The 19639-nt window shown below is 68.5% G+C and carries 23 protein-coding genes and 1 pseudogene; 17 read left to right on the plus strand and 7 right to left on the minus strand.

All coding sequences use genetic code 11. The features are described 5' to 3' along the window. Window positions 1-32: 32 nt before the first annotated feature. Window positions 33-737, minus strand: a complete 705-nt coding sequence (locus NDI79_RS10635; protein WP_310928443.1) for a YqjF family protein — start codon at window positions 735-737, stop codon at window positions 33-35. 98 nt (window positions 738-835) lie between these two features. On the opposite strand from NDI79_RS10635, the gene NDI79_RS10640 reads away from it, so the two are divergent. The 5 genes from NDI79_RS10640 (at window position 836) to NDI79_RS10660 (ending at window position 4805) form a co-directional block, all read left to right on the plus strand. Continuing rightward, entirely contained in the window at window positions 836-1552 is a 717-nt protein-coding gene (locus NDI79_RS10640) for a ferredoxin--NADP reductase (RefSeq protein WP_310928444.1), read from the plus strand. A gap of 143 nt (window positions 1553-1695) precedes the next feature. Further along, window positions 1696-2397, plus strand: coding sequence for a DUF998 domain-containing protein (locus tag NDI79_RS10645; protein ID WP_310928445.1), 702 nt, complete (start codon window positions 1696-1698; stop codon window positions 2395-2397). Window positions 2398-2629: 232 nt separating this feature from the next. Further along, window positions 2630-2824 (plus strand): cold-shock protein, encoded by a 195-nt coding sequence (locus NDI79_RS10650; RefSeq protein ID WP_310928446.1) that lies wholly within the window; start codon window positions 2630-2632, stop codon window positions 2822-2824. A gap of 125 nt (window positions 2825-2949) precedes the next feature. Then, a complete protein-coding gene (locus NDI79_RS10655) occupies window positions 2950-3378 on the plus strand; it encodes a DUF6069 family protein (protein WP_310928447.1) in 429 nt (142 codons plus the stop codon). Between the two features lie 176 nt (window positions 3379-3554). Then, window positions 3555-4805 carry an NAD(P)/FAD-dependent oxidoreductase gene (locus NDI79_RS10660; RefSeq protein WP_310928448.1) on the plus strand — a complete coding sequence of 417 codons (1251 nt, stop codon included), beginning with the start codon at window positions 3555-3557 and terminating at the stop codon, window positions 4803-4805. A 44-nt stretch (window positions 4806-4849) separates the two neighbouring features. Here NDI79_RS10660 and NDI79_RS10665 read toward each other — a convergent pair whose 3' ends face one another. Next, a complete protein-coding gene (locus NDI79_RS10665; protein ID WP_310928449.1) occupies window positions 4850-5632 on the minus strand; it encodes an endonuclease/exonuclease/phosphatase family protein in 783 nt (260 codons plus the stop codon). Window positions 5633-5770: 138 nt separating this feature from the next. Here NDI79_RS10665 and hisD point away from each other — a divergent pair, with 138 nt between their 5' ends. The 10 genes from hisD (at window position 5771) to NDI79_RS10715 (ending at window position 12808) form a co-directional block, all read left to right on the plus strand. Further along, window positions 5771-7084, plus strand: coding sequence for a histidinol dehydrogenase (gene hisD, locus NDI79_RS10670; RefSeq protein WP_310928450.1), 1314 nt, complete (start codon window positions 5771-5773; stop codon window positions 7082-7084). A 6-nt stretch (window positions 7085-7090) separates the two neighbouring features. After that, complete coding sequence (locus NDI79_RS10675) at window positions 7091-7873, plus strand: class I SAM-dependent methyltransferase (protein ID WP_310928451.1); 783 nt, start codon at window positions 7091-7093, stop codon at window positions 7871-7873. A gap of 105 nt (window positions 7874-7978) precedes the next feature. Further along, complete coding sequence (locus tag NDI79_RS10680; RefSeq protein ID WP_310928452.1) at window positions 7979-8344, plus strand: HesB/IscA family protein; 366 nt, start codon at window positions 7979-7981, stop codon at window positions 8342-8344. A 42-nt stretch (window positions 8345-8386) separates the two neighbouring features. Continuing rightward, window positions 8387-8638, plus strand: a complete 252-nt coding sequence (locus NDI79_RS10685) for a DUF5816 domain-containing protein (RefSeq protein ID WP_310928453.1) — start codon at window positions 8387-8389, stop codon at window positions 8636-8638. Window positions 8639-8755: 117 nt separating this feature from the next. Beyond that, on the plus strand, window positions 8756-9100 hold the full coding sequence (locus tag NDI79_RS10690; RefSeq protein WP_310928454.1) for a DUF7116 family protein: 345 nt from the start codon (window positions 8756-8758) through the stop codon (window positions 9098-9100). Window positions 9101-9197: 97 nt separating this feature from the next. Continuing rightward, window positions 9198-9884: a hypothetical protein gene (locus NDI79_RS10695; RefSeq protein WP_310928455.1), complete on the plus strand. Its 687-nt coding sequence runs from the start codon at window positions 9198-9200 to the stop codon at window positions 9882-9884. Then, the gene (locus tag NDI79_RS10700) at window positions 9881-10537 is read left to right on the plus strand and encodes a DUF2238 domain-containing protein (RefSeq protein WP_310928456.1); all 657 of its coding nucleotides are present in this window, start codon (window positions 9881-9883) and stop codon (window positions 10535-10537) included. The genes NDI79_RS10695 and NDI79_RS10700 overlap by 4 nt, the downstream gene beginning before the upstream one ends. A 106-nt stretch (window positions 10538-10643) precedes the next feature. Beyond that, on the plus strand, window positions 10644-10850 hold the full coding sequence (locus NDI79_RS10705) for a dodecin (RefSeq protein ID WP_310928457.1): 207 nt from the start codon (window positions 10644-10646) through the stop codon (window positions 10848-10850). Window positions 10851-10897: 47 nt separating this feature from the next. Then, on the plus strand, window positions 10898-12283 hold the full coding sequence (locus NDI79_RS10710) for a bifunctional metallophosphatase/5'-nucleotidase (protein WP_310928458.1): 1386 nt from the start codon (window positions 10898-10900) through the stop codon (window positions 12281-12283). A 105-nt stretch (window positions 12284-12388) separates the two neighbouring features. After that, entirely contained in the window at window positions 12389-12808 is a 420-nt protein-coding gene (locus NDI79_RS10715) for a universal stress protein (protein ID WP_310924154.1), read from the plus strand. Window positions 12809-12850: 42 nt separating this feature from the next. Here the strand turns inward: NDI79_RS10715 and NDI79_RS10720 are convergent, their stop codons facing one another. Continuing rightward, a complete protein-coding gene (locus NDI79_RS10720) occupies window positions 12851-13840 on the minus strand; it encodes a mechanosensitive ion channel family protein (RefSeq protein ID WP_310928459.1) in 990 nt (329 codons plus the stop codon). Window positions 13841-13944: 104 nt separating this feature from the next. Between NDI79_RS10720 and NDI79_RS10725 the strand changes: the two genes are divergently transcribed. Together NDI79_RS10725 and trmB are read left to right on the plus strand one after the other, a co-directional pair. Next, on the plus strand, window positions 13945-14685 hold the full coding sequence (locus NDI79_RS10725; protein WP_310928460.1) for a proteasome assembly chaperone family protein: 741 nt from the start codon (window positions 13945-13947) through the stop codon (window positions 14683-14685). 269 nt (window positions 14686-14954) lie between these two features. Continuing rightward, window positions 14955-16016, plus strand: coding sequence for an HTH-type sugar sensing transcriptional regulator TrmB (trmB, locus tag NDI79_RS10730; protein WP_310928461.1), 1062 nt, complete (start codon window positions 14955-14957; stop codon window positions 16014-16016). 4 nt (window positions 16017-16020) lie between these two features. On the opposite strand, the gene NDI79_RS10735 is transcribed toward trmB, so the two are convergent. From NDI79_RS10735 to NDI79_RS10750, 4 genes and pseudogenes are all read right to left on the minus strand, one after another. Next, window positions 16021-16887, minus strand: a complete 867-nt coding sequence (locus tag NDI79_RS10735) for a DUF8054 domain-containing protein (protein ID WP_310928462.1) — start codon at window positions 16885-16887, stop codon at window positions 16021-16023. 99 nt (window positions 16888-16986) lie between these two features. Next, window positions 16987-18129 (minus strand): annotated as a pseudogene (locus tag NDI79_RS10740) (Gfo/Idh/MocA family protein); the annotation flags it as partial. Between the two features lie 33 nt (window positions 18130-18162). Next, window positions 18163-18366, minus strand: coding sequence for a DUF8005 family protein (locus NDI79_RS10745; protein ID WP_310928463.1), 204 nt, complete (start codon window positions 18364-18366; stop codon window positions 18163-18165). A gap of 82 nt (window positions 18367-18448) precedes the next feature. Beyond that, window positions 18449-19639: an ABC transporter ATP-binding protein gene (locus tag NDI79_RS10750; RefSeq protein ID WP_310928464.1), complete on the minus strand. Its 1191-nt coding sequence runs from the start codon at window positions 19637-19639 to the stop codon at window positions 18449-18451.

The following is a 19639-nucleotide window of genomic DNA, read 5'->3' on the forward strand; positions in this document are numbered from 1 at the left end:
CGACCGATCCGCGCCGCGCCGCACCCGCCGCCTCAGAGCACCTCGGACGGATAGACGGCCACGTCCGACCCCTCCGCGAAGATGGTGTGTCTCGGCTCCGCGTCGTTCAGGAACGCCCACTTCTCGCCGTACAGGACGCCGTAGTCGAGGTCCAAGGAGACGTCCACCGGGTCGTACGTCGCCCACTGCGGGTGGTCGACGCGGTAGCGCCTCGTCGCGCCGCGGTGGCCCTCGCCGAACCCCCACTCGTGCTCTTTGAAGAAGTACGCGGGCGTGTCCTCGGACGGAACCGACGGCGAGGCGTCGTTCGTCTCGACGGTGAACGAGTGCGTCTCGCCGCCGCGTCGGATTCCGAGCCAGTACGACCGGCGGCCCTCGCCGATTCGCTCGGCGCGCTTCATCGGCGCGTAGGTGTACGGTTCGTTGTAGATGCCGCGGGCCATCCACGCGACGAGGCGCTTCGGGACGTACTCCCCGACGAAGACGACGCCGCGTTCGCCCTCGTAGCGCACGTAGAAGCGGAGGTTCAGTTCGGGGAAGTGGCGGTAGCCGGGCCACGGGACGCCGAAGACGCGGGTGTCCTCGAAGTCGAAGCCGACCAGGCTGACGAAGCTCTCGCCGTCCTGCACCTCCAGTTCGACGCCGTCCGGGCAGTGCGGTTCCAGCGTCTCCGGCGGGACGGCGTAGGTGAGGTTGAGGAGGTTGCGCCAGCGGGCGGTGAGGAACGGTCGGGGCATCGGGAGACGGTTCACGGAGGAGGCTGATAGTTCTGTGTTCGGTGACCGTCCGACGGCCCGCCAGCACGCCTTTGCGCGTTCACTCCTAAGCCGGGAATATGACGCTCACGGTCACCGTCGCGGACGTACACCGGATGACGCCGGACGTCAAACAGTTCCGCCTGGTCGCGGACGACCACGCTTTCGAGTACGACCCGGGCCAGCACACGATGGTCCACTTCGAGGCCGACGGCGAGGAGGAGGCGCGTCCCTACACGGCGGCGAACCTGCCGGGGACGAACCAACTCGTCCTCGCCATCAAGCGCTACGACGACGGCACCGGCTCCGTCTTCATGCACGAGCGAACGCCGGGCGACGAGATAGAGGTAGAGGAGGTCGACGGCAACCTCCACGTGCGCGACTTCGACCGCGACGCCGTCTTCCTCGCCACGGGAACGGGCATCACGCCGCTGTATCCGATGGTCAAGCAGTACGCCCGCGAGGGCGAGGGCGACGCCCGCCTCGTGTTCGGCGAACGCGACCAGGAGCACCTCATCTTCCGCGAGAGCCTCGACCAACTCCGCGCGGAGGAGACGAACCTCGACGTCGACTACGTTCTCTCGGACGCCGAGAGCGAGACGTGGAACGGTCTGACCGGCCACGTGCAGGACCACCTCCCGGACGCGCTTGACGAGATGGACCTCGAAGAGACGGACTTCTACGTCTGCGGCGTCCCCGAGATGGTCGTCGAGACGGAGGACCTGCTGGTCGAGGCGGGTGCCGACGAGGACCGCGTCTTCACCGAGGGATGGGAGTCCGACGCCGCCGAGGAGTAGCGTCGGAGAGATAGCCGTCCGAGGAGGTACGTTCTGCGATTCCCCGGGTGTAGAGAGTGTCTGACTTCGGTATCATTTCTCGGACGGTAGGAAGCATCGTCGACGGCTATCCGCTTTTCCCGCGTCTAGTCAACCGACCGACGATGGCTACCACGACCACACGGACAGGCGACTACGAGAACGAAACCGGAACCGAGTCCGAGTACGGCTACGACCGGCGCCGCTCCCTCGGCGGCGCCCTCCTGTTCGCCTTCGGCGTCGTCGCCCTCATGGGCATCATCACCGCCGAGGCGTTCTACCCCGGCTACAACGCCGGCGTGCAGGAGATAAGCGACCTCGGAGCGACGGTTCCGCCGGACAGCATCATCCTCCAACCCTCGGCGACCATCTTCAACGTCACCATGATGGTCTCCGGCGCGTTGGTGCTGGCGGCGACGTACCTGCTCCGACCGACCCTCCGCGACCGGGCGTTCACCGTCGCCCTCGGCCTCCTCGGACTCGGCGTCCTCGGCGTCGGCGTCTTCGACGGGAGCGAGGCGCCCATGCACGGCCTGTTCGCCCTGCTGACGTTCTTCGCGGGCGGCGTCACCGCCGCCCTCGCGTACCGCGTCGTCGAGACGCCGTTCCGGTACGTCTCCCTCGGCATCGGCGCGTTCGTCCTCGCCCTGCTGGTGAGCATCTTCGCGTTCGGCCTCGCCGGCCTCGCGCACCCGCTGGCGTTCCTCGGACTGGGTGGGATGGAGCGCTACGTCGCCTACCCCGTTCTCCTCTGGACGCTCGGGTTCGGCGGGTACCTGATGGGGGCCTCTACGACCCCCGCCGAGAACGCCGCGACGGTCGAGTGAGCGCGTCGAGCAGGAATCGCGGCCTCGTCCCCGATTCGGAACCTCGGAACCTCCGATTCGGCAGAAGTACCCGTCGGAGCGACGGTTACTGCCGTCGATACCGTCGCTGAACCGACGAATCAGAACATTTGTCAGCGTTTTCGCGCTTTCGAAAGACGTGTGTCTACGAATCCCGCGTGGTAGATGATGCCTCGGAAGTCTTATCCGTACAACTCCGTTGTGTTGAAACGCAATGGCGAAAGGAAACGTTGATTTCTTCAACGACACTGGCGGTTACGGTTTCATCTCGACGGACGACGCTGACGAAGACGTGTTCTTCCACATGGAAGACATCGGCGGCCCGGACCTCGAAGAGGGAACAGACGTAGAGTTTACCATCGAAGACGCCCCCAAGGGTCCGCGCGCGGCGAACCTGACGCGGCAGTAATTCGGTTCTCGACGCCGCATCCCGCGGCCGAACGAACGCGAATCTTCTCTCCGATTTTACGACCGAGTACGACTGGCTAGACTACGACTGACTAGATTATCTCCTCGGCGCGCGTACGAGGAGTCATGCAATTCACCACTTCCGGAGCGGTTGCGCCGACGACGGCGGGTGACCTCGCCCGACAGACCGCGTTCGGCGTTCTGACCGCCCTCGTTCTCGTGTTCGCCGCCCGACTCGTCGTCGAACTCCTCGGCGTGAACGTCGGCGCGGCGGGGGCGATGAACCCCTTCGCCGCGGCCCCGATACTCGGGAGCGTCGTCGTCGCCGGCGTACTCGCCGCCGTCGCGTACGCGGCCCTCGACCGCTTCACCGCGCGTCCGACCCGGAACTTCGCCGCCCTCGCGGCCGTCGTCTTCGCGGCGATGCTCGTCCCGGTGCTGACCGTCGCCCCGTCGATGGGCGTCACGGCCGCCGGGCAGGTCGTCCTCGCGGTCTTCCACGTCCTCGTCGCCCTTCCGTTGGTGGCGTTCGTCGCGGGCACGGTCCGCCTCTGAGACCGACCGCGCGACTTCCGCGTCTTCTCGACTCCCGGTTCGTACTGACATCCGGAGCGACCCGTTTCCGGCGGGCGCGGCCCGTCCGGCGCGTCGTCGGTCGCCATCGAATCGCGGTACACCGACCAGGTCGCCGCCTCAGTGTCCTTTTTGCGCTTTCGAGTCTACGGTCGGACATGAGCGACTTCGACGAGTCGGACCCGTTCGTCTCCCGACTCGACCCCGCGACGCTCCGCGCCGCCCGCGAACGCGGCGGGTCGGCCGCCGTCGTCGGCGGGGCGATGGCCGGACTCGCCGCCGCGCACGCCCTCCGAGCGCTGGGGTGGGAGGTAACGCTGTACGAGCGGCAGTCCTACGCCAACAAGCGCGTCAACTGCGGCGAGGCGATGACCGACGCCGGGTCGATTCCGCTGCCCAAAGAACCCGCGCACGGCTTCGTCAACGGTCCGCCCGCCTTCGAGGTGGACATCTACACCGGCGACACCGACTCGCGGATTCTCGCCGGGCGGGGAGTGTTTCCCTCCGAGGACGCCTACGTGACCGACCGAAACCTCGTCGAGCGGTCGTGGGCCGAACTGCTGGCCGAACGCGGCGTCGACGTGCGCGAGTCGACGAGCGTGACCAAAGCCGAGTTCCGCGACCTCTCGACGGAGTTCGACCTCGTGGTGGACGCGACGGGTCAGCCGTCGATGACGAGCAAGGCCGAGGGGACGACCGACGAGTACGCCGGCCGGATGACGGCGCTGAACGCCGACGTGGAGGGGGATTTCTCCGACCGCTACCCGAACGCGCACATCCTGTTCGAGAACTACCTCGGCTACGCGTGGGCGTTTCCGAAGTCGGAGACGCGCGCGAACGTCGGCATCGGATGGGCGCAGGGGAATCTCCCCGAGGACTACTACGCCTCGTTCGTCGCGGCCTGCGAGCGCAACGGCTGGCCCGTCCCCGACCGCTCGGCGGCGAACGTCTACACCATTCCGCGCGGGCCGAGCCTCGACCCGGCGCGGACGTGGGACTCGGAGACCCGAACCGCCCGCGTCGGCGACGCCGCCGGCGTCGCCAACCGCTTCACGGGCAAGGGCATCTCGCAGGCCGTCGAGTCGTCCTACTTGCTCGCCGAACTCGTCGCCGAGGGACGGGTCGGAGAGTACCCCGAGGAACTGTACGACCGGATGAAAAACGAGTACCGACTGGCCTACGTCGTCCGCGGCGCCCTGGAGGACGGCCGGCCGGACATCCTCGGCGGCGTGATGGACGCCGTCTCCGGCATCGACGTGGAGTCGGTGGACCGCGACCCGAAGCGGGCGTTCTCTCGCCTCGCGCGCCGCCCCCTCCTCCTCGCCAAACTCGCCGCGAACCCGACGATGCGTTCGCGTCTGGTCGACGCCTACGCCGACGACTGGGAGTTCCGGCGGCGGGGTGCCTGAGTCGCTCCCTTCGCTTCTCCTCGCCTCCGCTCCGCTCTCCCCCGCTACTGCGGCACCACGTCGGCCGCGATGGGGAAGTGATCCGAGGGGTAGGAGTCGTCGTCGATGCGGTCGGCGAGCGTCGCGCTCAGTTTCACGTCGCAGTCGCGGACGAACACGTAGTCGATGCGCTCCTTCGGTTCGCCCGTGAAGCGGTGCATCGTCTTGTCCGGGCCGTGGTGGCCGTGTTCGGCCACCTGTTTGGCGTCGTCGAAGTACTCCGTGAACGCGGCGATGGGGTCGGAGTCGGGCGTGTCGTTGCAGTCGCCCGCCAGAATCACGGGGTCGTCGAGTTCGCGCAGGCGTTCGCGGGCGAGTTTCGCGCCTTCGAGGCGCGCCTCCGGCCCCTTGTTGTCGAGGTGGACGCTGGCGACGTGGAAGCGGTCGCCCGACTCGTCTTCGAGCGTCGCGCGCGTGAGGATGCGCGGCAGGTCGGCGTCCCACCCGACGCTGCCCACCTCCTCGGGCGTCTCCGACAGCCAGAACGTCTCGTCGTCGACCAGGGAGAACCGGTCGGCGTCGTAGCCGACGGGGACGTGTTCGTCGGTCACGTCCTCGATGTCCTTCTCGCCCGTGCGCGGCACGTCCACCCACTCGTACCCCTCCAACGCCTCGCGGAAGGCGTCCAGTTGGTGTTCGAGCGGTTCCTGCAGGCAGACCACGTCGGGACGGTGATAGCGCACGAGGCGGACGGCGTCCTCGCGGCGGTTCGGCCACGCGTCGGGGCCGTCGTGGTCGGTGTCGTACCGGACGTTGAAGCTGAGCACGCGAACCGGGTCGGTGGTCATCGACCGAGGTATCTCGCGGGAGACACAAGAGAGCGACGGCGGAGCGCGGATGAAGGGGCGGAACGGGCGGAGAGCGGAGGCGAGGAGGGAGACCGCGGTTCCGGAACGTCCTTACCCGACGCCGCCGAACCGCGGAGCATGCAACTCGACGTTCGGGAGGTGGCGGAACTCTCGCCGGCCGAACGCGCCGCGTTCTTCGAACGGGACGCCGGCGTCGCGGAGGCGCGGTCGGACGCGCGGGACATCGTCTCCAGCGTCCGCGAGGAGGGCGACGTGGCGGTGCGGAACTTCTGCCGCGAGTTCGACGGCGTCGAAGTGGGGAATCTGGACGTGACCGACGACGCCGAACGCGCCTACGAGGAGATAGGCGACGACGTGCGTGAGGCCGTCGAGGCGGCCGCCGAGAACGTCCGCGAGTTCCACGAACGGCAGATGCCCGAGGACTGGCGCGAGTCGTTCGATAAGGGTCGAGAACTCGGCCGCCGGTTCCGACCCCTCGACAGGGTCGGCGTCTACGCCCCCGGCGGGACGGCCGCCTACCCCTCCAGCGTGCTGATGGGCGTCGTCCCCGCGAAGGTGGCCGGCGTCGAACACGTCGCCGTCGCCACGCCGCCGGGCGACCCGGTGAACCCCATCACCCTCGCGGCGGCGCACGTCGCCGGCGCCGACCGAATCTACGGCGCCGGCGGCGCGCAGGGCATCGCCGCCCTCGCCTACGGCACGGAGACGGTCAAGGCCGTCCAGAAGGTGGTCGGGCCGGGCAACAAGTGGGTGACGGCGGCGAAGGCCGAGGTGCGCGGCGACGTCGATATCGACTTCCTGGCCGGTCCCTCCGAGGTGCTGGTGCTCGCCGACGACACCTGCGAACCGGAGTACGTCGCCGCGGACCTGGTGGCGCAGGCCGAACACGACGAGAACGCCTCCGTCGTCGCCGTCACCGACGACGCCGAGACGGCCGAGGCCATCGCCGACGCGGTCGGACGGCGGGTCGACGGGCGGGAACGAGCCGAGACGATTCGCGGCGCCTTGGAGAACGACGCTTCGGGCGTCCTCCTCGCGCGGTCGATGTCCGAGGCGGTGCTGTTCGCCGAGGAGTACGCCGCCGAACACCTCTCGATTCAGGCCGACGACGACGAGGCCCTTCTGGACAGAATCACCAACGCCGGGAGCGTCTTCCTCGGGCCGTACACGCCCGTCGCGGCCGGCGACTACGCCTCCGGGACGAACCACGTCCTCCCCACCTCCGGCGGGGCGAAGCGCTACGGCGGCCTCTCCGCGGAGACGTTCCTCCGCTCGTCGACCGTCCAGCGACTCGACGAGGGTGCGCTGTCGGACCTCTCCGGGACCGTCGAGACGCTGGCCGGCGCCGAAGGACTGGAGGCGCACGCCGAGAGCGTCCGCGCGCGGTTCGAGGGCGGGAACGGGGACACCGACGCCGCTGACGGCGAGTAACCCGAGATGCCGCCCCGCCCGCGTCCCCCGTCGTTCGCGGACGCCTGCGCCCGCGTGGTCGAGAACCCCGGCGCAGACCACTCGCTGACGACGACGCTGGCGCCCGTCCGCGCGCGGATAGACGTCTCCGAGGCGGCGTCCGCCCGGACGGATACGCGCGAAAGACTCCTCGCGGCGCGTCTCCCCGCGGACGTCGACCGGGTCGCCGAACTCGGATGCGGCACGGGGACGCTGCTGGACCGCCTGCGGGAGGAGTACGACGCCGTCGGCGTCGACCGCTTCCCCGCGTTCCTCGCGTTCGCCGCCGCGCGCGGCGCGCCCGTCGTCCGCGGCGACCCGGCGGCCCCGCCCCTTCGCGCCGCGTTCGACGCCGTCTGCTCGTTCGACGCGGTCGGCGCGTCCCGACGGGCCTCGCTCTCGGCGTTCCTCGCGGGGGCGTACGCGACGCTCAGACCGGGAGGTATCCTCGTCGTCGGCGCGTGCTCCGACCCGCGGGCGGTCGCGGAGTCGGGCGTCGAGACGTACCGCGGCGCGCGCTACGTGCTCGAACGCGCCGTCGACGTGGCGCCCGGCGAGTCGGTGGTCCACGCCGACTACCGCGTCACCGACCGCCGGACGGGCGAGACGGGCGTCACCTCCGAGGAGACGCCGTTCCGCGTCGTCGACGCGGGCGAGGTTCGCGCCGCCCTCGACGACGCCGGGTTCGCGGACGCGAGCGTCGCGGCCGACGCGGGCGTCGAGGGCGAAGTCGTGGCGACGGCGGTGCGGCCCGTCGAGACGGGCGGATGAGCCTCGATTCGGTCGCCGGCCGGCCGGTCGGCGGGGCTCCGAGCGGCCCCGGCGGGAACCGGGACCGGCGTCAACGTTAACAGGGTGTACCGGGTACGTTCCCCCATGAGTACCGAGACGGTCGACGGCGGGACCGACGCGGCCGTGACGGTGACGGAATCGGCGGCCTCACAAGCCCTGCAACTGATGGAGTCCGAGGGGATGGACACCGACGTGTCCGGACTACGGCTGTTCGTCCAGCAGGGCGGCTGTGCGGGGCTCTCGTACGGGATGCGCTTCGACCACGAACCCGAAGAGGACGACGCGATCATCGAGCAGAACGGCCTGCGGGTGTTCGTCGACCCGGCGAGTCAGAACTACATCGGCGGGTCCACCCTCCAGTTCGAGGGCGGCCTGCAGGGCGCCGGCTTCCACGTCCAGAACCCGAACGTCGTCAGCGAGTGCGGGTGCGGCGAGTCGTTCCGGACGTAGGGGAACGACAGGGTAAACCGCCCGGGGGCCGAACGACGGTCCATGGCTGCCGAACTCGAAGGTCGAGAGACCGAGGACGGACGGACCGTGTACGTCGACCGCGAGGAGGCCGAACGCGGTGCGCAGGGTCCGTTCTTCGTCGTCTTCGTCACCGAGGACCGCGAGACGCGGTGGGGCTACTTCTGCGGCAACTGCGACACCCTCGACACCGCGATGGACACGATGGGCCGCATCCAGTGCAACGTCTGCGGTAACATCAGAAAACCCGACGAGTGGGACGCCGCCCACGAGTAGACTCCTCCCGGCGCCGCCCCCTCGAAGCGACCTCGGAGACACGTCGCTCGCCGGACATTCTCGCGTGTGACAAGCTGTGCCAAACTTTATCTGGTGAGCCGTGGTATCGTTCGGTACATGCCCCCTGTCAGCATGCCTCCGTCGGAGGAAGCCCGGTCGATATTCAGTCGACTCGGATACACCGTCTCGGGCGACGGCCCGGAGTTCGTCGCAGAGCGCAAGTGGCGGACCGTGCAGGTGACCGTCCTCGACGCCGACTCGAAGTTGCGCGGCCGGCGCGCAGTCGCGGACGGCGGCGAGACACGGGAGTATCCGCTCCGATGTTTCGTCACCTGGAAGGAGGCCGCAGGGGATTTGCGAGGGCAGTTGAGCGAGGTCGACCCGGCCTACGAGTGGGCCGTCATCGGCGTCGACGGCCGGGACTCGGAGGAGTACGACGTGGTGCTCCCGGAGGCGCGCTGAGCGGCCCCGTTCTCAGTCCCGACGCCGGCACCGGCCAGACGTACCGACGCCGCGACCGTCGCGAACCGTTTTTGTTCCGTCCAACCTACGTATCCGTATGTCGCAGACAGGGCTGCGTAGCGTCGTCGAGAGTCAGCGGGTCAACACGATCCTCTCGTGGCTTCTCGTCAGCTTTCTGCTCGTCGCCGCCGCGGGTCAGTTCGCCGACGGCGAACTCCAGTGGGCGGGGTTCACCCTCGCCGTCGCCGCCGTCGCCCTCGTTCCGGCGATAGCGCTCAGAAACCCCACGTCGATGCTGCCGTGGGAGGTGCTGTTCCTCGCCGCCCTCCCCATCATCGCCCGCGCCCTCGTCACCGGCGAGACGGTGGGCGGGATGACGTTCACCGGGCGCGTCGCCACCTACCTCGCCGTCGCCGCCGTCGCCCTCATCGTCGCCGTCGAACTGGACGTGTTCACCTCCATCCGGATGAACCACTCCTTCGCCGTCGCGTTCGTCGTCGTCACGACGATGGCCGCCGCGGGCGTCTGGGCCGTCGTCCGCTGGGCCTCCGACACGCTGGTCGGCACCGCGTTCCTCTACGACGGCCGGGCCGAGGCGGTCATCGAGGAGGCGCTGATGTGGGACTTCGTCGCCGCCACCGTCGCCGGCGTCTTCGCGGGCGTCCTCTTCGAGTACTACTTCCGGCGCCTCGCCCGCCTGCACAGTCGCCTTCCCGAGGGGGACGCGGGAGCGCGCCCCGCCGCGGAGGCGTCGAACGAGAGGGAAACGGAGGCGCGACGGTGAAGCTCAGAGACGCCCTCCACATCTCCGCGAAGCGACAGCGACAGGCGAGCCGAGTCATGCAGGCGCTGTTGGGGCTGATGGTCGTCGTCGGTCTGGTCTCGCGGAACGGGGGCGTCGTCGTCAACGCCCTCGTCGCCTTCGCCGTCACCTTCCTGCCCGGCGTCCTCGAACACGACTACGACATCCCGATGGACGCCGGGTTGACGCTGTGGCTGACGCTGGCCGTCTTCCTGCACGGCCTCGGCACCGTCGCCCTCCCGTTCGTCGGGACTCCCTACGCCGACGTCTGGTGGTGGGACCACCTCACGCACGCCCTCTCGGCGAGCATCGTCGCCGCCGTCGGCTACGCCACCGCCCGCGCGTTCGACCTGCACAGCGAGGCGGTGTCTCTCCCGTCCCGATTCATGTTCGTGTTCATCCTCACGTTCACCATCGCGTTCGGCGTGTTCTGGGAGGTCATCGAGTTCCTCATCTCGCTGGCGGCGGCGGCGTTCGGCGTCGGCACCGTCCTCACCCAGTACGGCCTCGGCGACACGATGATGGACCTCCTGTTCAACACCCTCGGCGCCGTCGTCGTCGCGGTGTGGGGCGGCGGGCAGTTGAGCGGCGTGGTGACGGCGCTGACGACGCGGTTCGACCGGTCGCGGGTGTGAGCCGTCCCCCTCCCCGTCGCCGCCGCCAACTACATGATAATTCGGGCCCTCGTCCCCGTACGGGCAATTCGCGGACGAAGACTGCCCGCAACAGCGGACTATCCCAATGGTATACAAGAAGATCACACTCATCGGGCACAGCGACGAGAGTTTCGACGCGGCCGTCGACAACGCCGCCGACCGCGCCGAGGAGACGCTCGACAACGTCCACTGGATCGAAGTCGAGAGCATGGGAATGGAGATAGCCAGCGTCGAGGGACGCCAGTACCAGGCCGAAGTGGAAGTCGCCTTCCAACTCGAAGACGACGAGTAACCACCGGACCGACGGGTTCATCTTCTCCGCGGCGTCACGACCGGTGTATGCCGCGTCTCCTCCACTACTCCGACATCGAGAACGTCTACGACGACCCCAGCCGCGCGGGGCGTCTCGCGGGCCTCCTCCGCGCACTCGACGGCGACGACGCCCTCGTCTGCGGCACGGGCGACACCACCGCGCCGGGCGTCCTCTCGCTCATCGAACGCGGCCGCCAGTCGCTGGAGTTCTTCGAGGCGGTCGGCGCCGACTTCGACACGTTCGGCAACCACGACTTCGACTACGGCCCCGACGCGACGCGCGGTATCGTCGCCGACTCCCCGCAGACGTGGGTGTCTGCGAACGTCCGCGACGAGGACGGCGAGCGGTTCGCGGGGACGGTGCCGCACGCGGTCCGCGAGGTGGACGGCGCGCGCGTCGGGTTCGTCGGCGTCACCGACCCCGCGACGCCGTCGTTGAACCCGATGGCAGCCGACTTGACGTTCGAGGACCCCTACGAGGCCGCCGAGCGCGAAGCGGAGGCGCTCCGCGCGGCGGGCGTCGACCACGTGGTCGCGCTCTCGCACCTCGGCGGCGGCGACGACGAACTCGCCCGGCGCGTCGACGCCGACGCGATTCTCGGCGGACACGTCCACTCGGAGCGGCGCGAGTACGTCGACGGAACGCTGCTCCTGCGCCCCGGCGCGAACGGGCACGTCGTCTTCGAGGTGGAACTGGGCGCGGGCGGCGAGGGGAGCGCACGAGCGACGGCGACGCGCCACGAGACGGCCGACGCCCCCGTCCACGAGGCGCTGGCGGAGCGACTCCGGGGGCGCGTCGACGACGCCGGGTTGGACGAGGTGGTCGCCGTCGCCGACGAGCCGATGGACCGCTCGGAGGAGACGGTGTTCGGCGGCGAGTGCGCCGTCGGCAACTTCGTCGCCGACGCCTACCGCTGGTCGATGGACGCCGACGTGGGCCTGCAGAACAGCGGCGGCATCCGGAACGGCCCGCCCCTCGACGGCGAGGTGACCGTCGCGGACCTCGTGAGCGTCATCCCCTTCGAGGAGCGCGTCGTCCTCGCGGAACTGACCGGCGCGGAACTCCTCGCGGTCCTGCGCGAGTGCGCCGCCGCGACGGTCGACTTCGGCGAACCCGACTGGTGGCAGGGGCACCTCAGCGGCGTCGAACTCGTCTGGGACGACAGCGACGCCGACATCGTCTCCGCGCGCGTCGGCGGCGAACCGATCGACCCCGATGCGACGTACGAGGTGGCGACGGCCGACTACCTGCTCCACAGCGACCACGAGTTCCCGACCGTCGAACCGCGCCACCGGGCCGCCGAGGGGCGAATCCAACACGAGGTGCTGGCCGACTACGCCCGCGAGTTCGGTCTCGACGCCGGCGTCGACGGGCGAATCAGGCGCGTCTCGGGGCGCGCCGCGAACGACTGACTGGAGTCGACCGACGCCGACCGGAGCCACCTCGACGCCCCGCGCCGCCGGCGGACCGTGCCGAAGGGGAAACGTTCAGGCGGGCGGGCGTCGTCTCCTTCGACGATGACGCGAGTGGTGGTCCCCGTCAGGTACCCGCTGACGAAGCACTCGAAAGCAACGCTCTCGGAAGCCGTGCGCATCTCTGAGGAACGCGAGGCCGAACTCACGATTCTCCACGTCGACCTGTACCAGGAGAACCGCGGCGTGACGAGAGCCGAGTTGAAACGCGCGATAGAGCGGGAGTTCGGACGACTCGAACGGACGCGGTACGTTATCCGCCGCGGCTTCCTCGTCGAGGAGACTATCCTCGAGGAGGCGGCCGCCGAGGAGGCGGACATCGTCGTCATCGGGTCGAAGCAGGCGAGTCGCTGGCGGCGGATGCTGCGGCGCTTCCTCGACGACCCCGACATCGAGACGTACCTCAGACAGAAACTCGACTGCACGGTCATCACGGTCCGCCCGGACCAGAAGAGCGAGGCCTGAGGGTTCCTTGCTGAGGCCGGACGACGGGGTACCGGCCGGGTTTCAGTTCCGCTCGCCGTCGCGGCCGCGTCGGTCGATCCGCCCGCCGGCGTCGGACCACGACTCGTCGGGTCGCTCTCCCACCTCCGCGCGGAGCGACCCGCTGGTGTCGTCGAAGACGTGGTGTCTGTGCGGGTACGCCGCCTCCACGTCGGGTTCGTCTTCGAGCAGTCGGTACAGTTGCGACTGCACCCGCGAGCGAACGGTGAGAAGTTTGTACGGCTTCTTCGCCCAGTAGCGCAGGGTCACGAGGATGCCGCTGTCGCCGTACTCGTCGATGTACGCCGTCGGCCTCGCGGGGTAGCGCGCGCTCCCGACCCGGATGTCCGGCCCTCCCTCCACCACCATGTCGACGTCGCTGGCGGCCCGTTCGAGCAGTTCGCGCGTCCGCGGGATGTCCGACTCGTACGTCGCCAGAAAGCCGAGGCGGAGGCGGACGCGTTCGTCCTCCGCCGAGTAGTTCGTCACCAGACTGTCGCGGATGGTGGCGTTGGGGATGACGAGGAAGGTGTTGTCGAGCGTGAACATCTTCGTGTAGCGGATGGTTATCTCGTCGACGAACCCCTTCCGGCCGTCCTCGAGTTCGATCATGTCGCCGACCTCGTACGGTTGGTCGGCGAGGATGAACAGGCCGTTAATGGCGCTCCCGACGATGGGAGCGAGGACGATACCGACCACCGCGGAGAACACCCCGACGGAGATGGCGATGTTGCCGAACTGGAACCCGGCGACGACGGCGGCCGCGACGGCCGAGAGGAACAGCATCGTCGAGCGGACGAGGCGGAGGACGACCTGCGCGACGCTCTGCCGGCGGAATCGCCGCGCGACGGGCCGGCCGACGAGTCGGACGACGTACCCGGAGAGAGCGTAGCCGAGGAGGAAGATGAGCACGGCGGCGACGTAGTGTGCGCCGGGGAAGAACAGGACGTCGGGGAGCAGTTGTCGAACGAACTCCTCGCCCTCCGTAGGTGTCGGCGTCGGCGTCCCCTGCATACGCCGGACCACGACGGGGTCCGAGAAAAAGGGTCCCCACTCGGTGCCGTCGCGGCGTCGGACGCGGGTGAAGCGATAAGTCCCCGCCGGCCTTCGCCCCGAACATGCTCGGCCGCTTTAGACGGACGCCCGATTTCACCATCTCCTCCGACCAGTCGCCCGGAGAGACGCTGCTCGCCGGCTTCTCCACGTTCGGCCTCGCCGGACTGACGGCCGCGGACTTCGTCGTCGACCAACTCGAACTCGAAGAGATAGGCCACCTCACCGTCGACGGCCTGCCCGCGGTGACCCCCTTCGAGAACGGCCGGCCGCGACACCACACCCGACTGTTCTCGCGGCCGGACCTCGACGTGACCGTCCTCGTCGGCGAACTGTTCGTGCCGGCCGCCGCGGGCGGCCCGTTCGCCGACGCCGTCCTCGAGTGGACCGAGCAGCGGGGAGTCGACGAGATAGCCGTCCTCTCGGGCGTTCCCATCCCCCACAGCCACGCCGACCACGAGACGTACTTCGTGGCCACCGACGACTACCGGGAGCGACGGCTGTCGGACGTCGACATCCCGCCGATGGGTCGCGGCTTCTTCGACGGCACGAACGCCGCTCTGGTCGAACGGGGCGTCGACTCCTCGCTCGGCGTCTGCGTCTACGTCACGCCCGTCCACGCGCAGGTGCCCGACGTGGACGCCGCCGTCCGCCTCGTCGAGGCCGCCGAGGCGGTGTACGGGCTGGGACTCGACGCGGATCCCTTGGAGGCGTTCGCCGGCGAGGTGCGACAGCACTACGCCGAACTCGCCGAGCGACTCGAAGCGCGCGAGGAGGAGATGCCCGAGGACCGGATGTACATGTAACTCCAGCTTTTTGCAACGAGCGGGTCGCGTAGCGACCCCGAGTCAGCAAAAAGCTGGACCAAAAAGACGCCGCGAGGCTCGCGTTCGCTCGCCTCGCGGTGCGAACCCTTGGAACGGCCCCGCAGTCGGCAACGCCGCGAGTCGTCCCGTCGCCGGCGGACGAGTTGCCGTGTTTAGGACGTTCGTGCATTATATACCACCGGTTTCCGAAGGACAGTGCTACTCAATTAATAGTAAACATCAAGGGGGTCCACGGAGAGGGGTGAGATATGGCAGACGAACTGCGGACGACGATGGAGAGCGTCGGGGAGCGGTTCAACCTCGGGGAGTACGAGATAGAGGCGTACCTCGCCGTCCTCGAACACGGGGAACTCACCGCCTCGGAGATAGCCGACCGGACGGACATCCCGCAACCCCGCGTGTACGACACGGTCCGGAGTCTCTCGGACCGCGGCCTCGTCGAACTCCGCGAGTCGCGCCCGATGAAAATCGTCGCCGTCGACCCCGACGACGCGTTCGCGAACGTGAAGACCTCCTTGGACGACCTCATCTCCGAACTGGAGGCGCGCTACACCGCACCCGCCCGCGACACCGAGGCCGTCTCCCTCGTGAAGTCGCGTTCGACCATCCTCCGCTACATCGAAGAGATAATCGAGAACGCCGAGTACGAACTCGTCCTGTCGCTGACGCCGGACCTCCTGCGTCGCTTCCACGACGAACTCGCCTCGGCCATCGACGACGGCGTGAGCGTCGACCTCCTCATCACGCCGCTCTCGCGCGCCCCCGACCCGGCCGAGTTCGACTACCTCGAAGTCGCCACCATCGCGCGCGGCCGGCGGGGCATCACGACGCCCGTCCTCGCCGTCGCCGACGGCGAGTACTCCGTGTACGCGACGCAGGACGCCCTCCGCGACGACAAGGACCGCTACGGCGTCATCTTCAACCGCTCGGCGCTGGGCTTCCTCGTCAGCGGCTTCTTCGGCACCGTCCTCTGGACGACGGCCGAGACGCTGGCGGCCAACGGCAAGCGCCGCCCGTTCCCCCGTCGCTACGCCTCCATCCGCCGCGCCGTCAAGGACGTGCGCGAACTCGGCGGCGAGTTCTACGCCTCCGTCTCCGGCCGGCACGTCGAGTCCGGCGACGCCATCGTCGTCGAGGGGCGCGTCAGCAGGACCACGTTCGAGGAGTCCGAAGAGGTCGCCTCCTTCGAGATGGAAACCGAGGACGGCGTCCTCGAAATCGGCGGTCTCGTCTCCGCGCTCGAAGACGTGGAGGCTCAAGAGATCATCCTCGGCCGCGACGAGGTTCCGGACCGAAAACAGTTCGTCTGAACGGTTACCGCGCGGCGTCGGTGCCCGAACCGGCGCCCGCGTCCTCCCCGCCCGCTTCGTCCTCCGCCTCCTCCTCGAAGACGTACAGCGTCTCCCCGCAGTCCGCGCAGACCAACACCTCGTCTTCGGGGTCGTCGTACACGCCCATCGTCCCGCCGCAGCAGTTCAGCACCGTCCTCGTCTCCTCGGTCTGACCCCCGCAGAGCGGGCAGGATTCGAGGAACATCCGGAGCGGCGCCGTCGCCGGCGCGCGGACCGACTCGGGCACGTCGAACGCCGTCATCGCCCGCACCGCGGCGGCGTCGCTGACGGCGTGCGCCCGGGAGAGCCAGATGGAGTTTCGCTCGCCGTCGACGGTGATGCCGCCGTAGTCGACGCCGCCCTCGGCGTCGAACGGCGCGGCCTCGGCGACGGCGGCCGCCACGCTCTCGTCGTCTCGGTCGCGCAGCGACGCCATCTCCGCCTCCCACGCCGACCGGAACTCCTCGGAGAGGTAGAGCGCCCCCGCGTCGTCCTCGCGGAGGACGCGCGCCTCGAACAGTGCGAACAGCACTTCCTCGCCGTCCTCGTCGCCCAGTTCGTCCGACTGACGGACCTCGCCGCCGTCGGGGACGTGCTCGAAGAGGTGCGACAGACCGAGTCGGGAGACCACGCGGGGTGCGAACTCGGGCGTGCCGGGGACGACGTACCCCCGGAGGTAGACCAACGCCCCGCCGCCGACGGCGGTCAGGAGGGCGACGGTCGTCGAGAGCGGCCAGAGGACGACGGCGACGACGAGGAGCAACGCGGCGTTGACGGCCGTGCAGGGCCAACAGCGCCGCTCGCCCGTGTAGTCGGGGCGACGAATCGCGTCGAGAAGCGACGGTGACATAGCGTACTCTGGTGGCGAGACCGACTTATGGCTTTCTCGATGAATCGGACTCGACGCCGGGACCGGTTCGGGGTGGAATCGGGACGGGACCGGGACCGCTCAGTTCTCGGGCGAGGAGTTCTCGACGGGCGAGTCCACCTCGGCCAACTGGACGGCCCGCCCCGTCTCCGAGGAGCGGTAGATGGCGTCGATGACGCGTTGGACCTGCAACCCCTCGGCGACGGTGTTCATGCCGGGGTGCTCCTCGGTGCGCACGGCCTCCAAGAACAGCTTCTGTTCGGACTTGTGGGTGTCGTTGGCCTCCGTCTCCACGTCCGTGTCGGTGAGGTGGTTGTTGCCGCCGACGCCGGACTCGTAGAACGTCAGGTCGTGGCTCGCGCGGTCGTAGCGGGCGCCCGCCTCGGTGCCGAGGACGTAGAACTCGTCGTTCGTCGGGCGGTTCGACGCCCACGCGACTTCGAGCGAGACGGTTCGGCCGTCCGCACAGCGGATGAACGCCGTCGCGGAGTCGTCGACGTCGAAGCCCTCCGGGCCGATGTCCTCGCCCCACATCTCGACGAAGGCGTAGTCGTCGCGGTTGCCGAAGTCCGCGCGGGTGACGGCCGACACCTCTTCGACGGTCGGGTAGTCCAGGAAGTACAGCGAGAGGTCGATGGCGTGGACGCCGATGTCGATGACGGACCCGCCGCCGGCGACGTCCTTCGAGGTGAACCACGACCCGCGGCCCGGGATGCCGCGGCGGCGGACGTAGTTCGCCTCGATGTGTTGAACCTCGCCGAAGCGACCCTCGGCCTGGTAGCTCTTCAGGATGCGGACGGGGTTGCCGAAGCGGTTGTTGAACCCGACCATGCAGACGCCGTCGGCGTCTTCGGCGGCGGCGGCGATTCGCTCCGCGGACTCCAGAGAGTGCGCCAGCGGTTTCTCCAGGAGGACGTGCAGACCCGCCTCGAGGGCGGCGACGGCGTACTCCTCGTGGAAGCGGTTCGGCGTCGTGATGATGACGGCGTCGACCTCCTCGAACATCTCCTCTTTCTCCTCGTAGGTGGCGACGCCGTACTTCTCGGTGAAACGGTTTCGAGCGTCCGGTTGGATGTCGAGGCCGCCGCCGAGGTTCGCACCGATTTCGAGCAGGCGGTCGGCGTGGTAATGTCCGATGTTGCCGAGGCCGACGATGCCGACGCGCGTTTGGGTCCCGGAGGTCATATCTTTTAAATTACTATCGGGGTTGTTAAGTTTCTCGTTGCGGCATCGTTCCCGGGCTCGAAACTGTCACGTTCAGTACAGCTGGCGTTCGCGTTCCTCGCGTTCGCTCTCCTCTTCCTCCTGTTGTTTCAGCCGACGACGGCCGCGGACGTACTGTCTGGTCTTCGGGATGATGACGTTCTTCAGGTCGAGGAGGAACGAGACGATGCCGTACGCCCAGAAGAAGAACAGCAGGGTCATCCCGCCGATGTAGAACCAGCCGAGTTCGGTGACCATACCGGCTCAAGGACGTGGCGGCACTTAGGTCCCATGCAGAACTCCGAATCCTCGCGAAACGGCCGCGGAGGCGACTGCGAGACTAGTCGTCGCTCTCGGCGGACGCGCCGCTGTCGGCGCCCGAGGGCGGCGCCGTGGTGAGGCCGTGCTGAATCGCCTCGCCCGTCTCGGTGTCGAACAGGTGGACCTTCGAGCGGTCGAGGACGACGGACATCGACTCGTCCTCGGAGATGTCGGAGTCGGGGTCGACGCTCATCAGCAGTTGGTCGGACATCGCGCCGCGGGCGTCCTCGTCGAGGCTCACCGTCGCGTCCTCGTTGAGGAGGAGGTAGACGAATATCTCGTCGCCCATCGGTTCGAGGACGTCGGTGACGGCCTCTATCTCCTTCGTCGGCGTGCCGAGACCGTTGGTGTCGTCCACCGGGTAGACGTCTTCGGGGCGGATTCCCAGCGTCACCTCGTCGCCGACGGTGGCGCCGACGGAAGCGGGGTCGAAGTCGACTTCGATCCGCTCGTTTCTGAACCCGTTCTCGGTTATCTCGCCGTCGACGAAGTTCATCGCCGGAGAGCCGATGAAGCCCGCGACGAACAGGTTCGAGGGCTCGTTGTAGCAGACCAGCGGCGGGTCTATCTGCTGGAGTTGACCGGAGTCGATGACGGCGATTCTGTCGCTCATCGTCATCGCCTCCGCCTGGTCGTGCGTCACGTAGACGATGGTCGTGTCCAGTTCCTTGTGCAGGCGCTGGAGTTCCGTACGCATGTGGACGCGGAGTTTGGCGTCCAGATTCGCGAGCGGTTCGTCCATCAGGAACACTTCGGGGTTCCGGACGATGGCCCGAGCGATGGCGACGCGCTGACGCTGTCCGCCGGACATCTCGTCGGGCATCCGGTCGAGCATCCCCTCCAACTGGACGATGTCGGCCGCGCGTTCGACGCGGCGGTCTATCTCCTCTTGGTCGTACTTGCGGAGGCGCAGGCCGAAGGAGACGTTGTCGTAGACGTCCATGTGCGGGAACAGCGCGATGTTCTGGAACACCATCGCCACCCCGCGGTCCTTCGGCGGCAGGTTCGTCACGCGCCGGCCGCTGATGAACACCTCGCCGTCGGAGGGCATCGTCAGGCCGGCTATCATCTCCATCGTGGTCGACTTGCCGCACCCCGAGGGTCCGACGAGGCAGACGAACTCCCCGTCCCGAATCTCGAGGTTCATCTCGTCGACCGCCGTTACGTCTTCGTATCGTTTCGTCACGTCTTCGAGTGTAACTTCTCCCAT

This window comes from Halogeometricum sp. S3BR5-2 (assembly GCF_031624635.1).
GTDB lineage: Archaea > Halobacteriota > Halobacteria > Halobacteriales > Haloferacaceae > Halogeometricum > Halogeometricum luteum.

What these genes read in the sequence shown, in the direction of transcription:
- NDI79_RS10635 (WP_310928443.1), bottom strand. Translation starts at nt 737, where the DNA reads ATGCCCCGACCGTTCCTCACCGCCCGCTGGCGCAACCTCCTCAACCTC.
- NDI79_RS10640 (WP_310928444.1), top strand. Translation starts at nt 836, where the DNA reads ATGACGCTCACGGTCACCGTCGCGGACGTACACCGGATGACGCCGGAC.
- NDI79_RS10645 (WP_310928445.1), top strand. Translation starts at nt 1,696, where the DNA reads ATGGCTACCACGACCACACGGACAGGCGACTACGAGAACGAAACCGGA.
- NDI79_RS10650 (WP_310928446.1), top strand. Translation starts at nt 2,630, where the DNA reads ATGGCGAAAGGAAACGTTGATTTCTTCAACGACACTGGCGGTTACGGT.
- NDI79_RS10655 (WP_310928447.1), top strand. Translation starts at nt 2,950, where the DNA reads ATGCAATTCACCACTTCCGGAGCGGTTGCGCCGACGACGGCGGGTGAC.
- NDI79_RS10660 (WP_310928448.1), top strand. Translation starts at nt 3,555, where the DNA reads ATGAGCGACTTCGACGAGTCGGACCCGTTCGTCTCCCGACTCGACCCC.
- NDI79_RS10665 (WP_310928449.1), bottom strand. Translation starts at nt 5,632, where the DNA reads ATGACCACCGACCCGGTTCGCGTGCTCAGCTTCAACGTCCGGTACGAC.
- hisD (WP_310928450.1), top strand. Translation starts at nt 5,771, where the DNA reads ATGCAACTCGACGTTCGGGAGGTGGCGGAACTCTCGCCGGCCGAACGC.
- NDI79_RS10675 (WP_310928451.1), top strand. Translation starts at nt 7,091, where the DNA reads ATGCCGCCCCGCCCGCGTCCCCCGTCGTTCGCGGACGCCTGCGCCCGC.
- NDI79_RS10680 (WP_310928452.1), top strand. Translation starts at nt 7,979, where the DNA reads ATGAGTACCGAGACGGTCGACGGCGGGACCGACGCGGCCGTGACGGTG.
- NDI79_RS10685 (WP_310928453.1), top strand. Translation starts at nt 8,387, where the DNA reads ATGGCTGCCGAACTCGAAGGTCGAGAGACCGAGGACGGACGGACCGTG.
- NDI79_RS10690 (WP_310928454.1), top strand. Translation starts at nt 8,756, where the DNA reads ATGCCCCCTGTCAGCATGCCTCCGTCGGAGGAAGCCCGGTCGATATTC.
- NDI79_RS10695 (WP_310928455.1), top strand. Translation starts at nt 9,198, where the DNA reads ATGTCGCAGACAGGGCTGCGTAGCGTCGTCGAGAGTCAGCGGGTCAAC.
- NDI79_RS10705 (WP_310928457.1), top strand. Translation starts at nt 10,644, where the DNA reads ATGGTATACAAGAAGATCACACTCATCGGGCACAGCGACGAGAGTTTC.
- NDI79_RS10710 (WP_310928458.1), top strand. Translation starts at nt 10,898, where the DNA reads ATGCCGCGTCTCCTCCACTACTCCGACATCGAGAACGTCTACGACGAC.
- NDI79_RS10715 (WP_310924154.1), top strand. Translation starts at nt 12,389, where the DNA reads ATGACGCGAGTGGTGGTCCCCGTCAGGTACCCGCTGACGAAGCACTCG.
- NDI79_RS10720 (WP_310928459.1), bottom strand. Translation starts at nt 13,840, where the DNA reads ATGCAGGGGACGCCGACGCCGACACCTACGGAGGGCGAGGAGTTCGTT.
- NDI79_RS10725 (WP_310928460.1), top strand. Translation starts at nt 13,945, where the DNA reads ATGCTCGGCCGCTTTAGACGGACGCCCGATTTCACCATCTCCTCCGAC.
- trmB (WP_310928461.1), top strand. Translation starts at nt 14,955, where the DNA reads ATGGCAGACGAACTGCGGACGACGATGGAGAGCGTCGGGGAGCGGTTC.
- NDI79_RS10735 (WP_310928462.1), bottom strand. Translation starts at nt 16,887, where the DNA reads ATGTCACCGTCGCTTCTCGACGCGATTCGTCGCCCCGACTACACGGGC.
- NDI79_RS10745 (WP_310928463.1), bottom strand. Translation starts at nt 18,366, where the DNA reads ATGGTCACCGAACTCGGCTGGTTCTACATCGGCGGGATGACCCTGCTG.
- NDI79_RS10750 (WP_310928464.1), bottom strand. Translation starts at nt 19,639, where the DNA reads ATGGGAGAAGTTACACTCGAAGACGTGACGAAACGATACGAAGACGTA.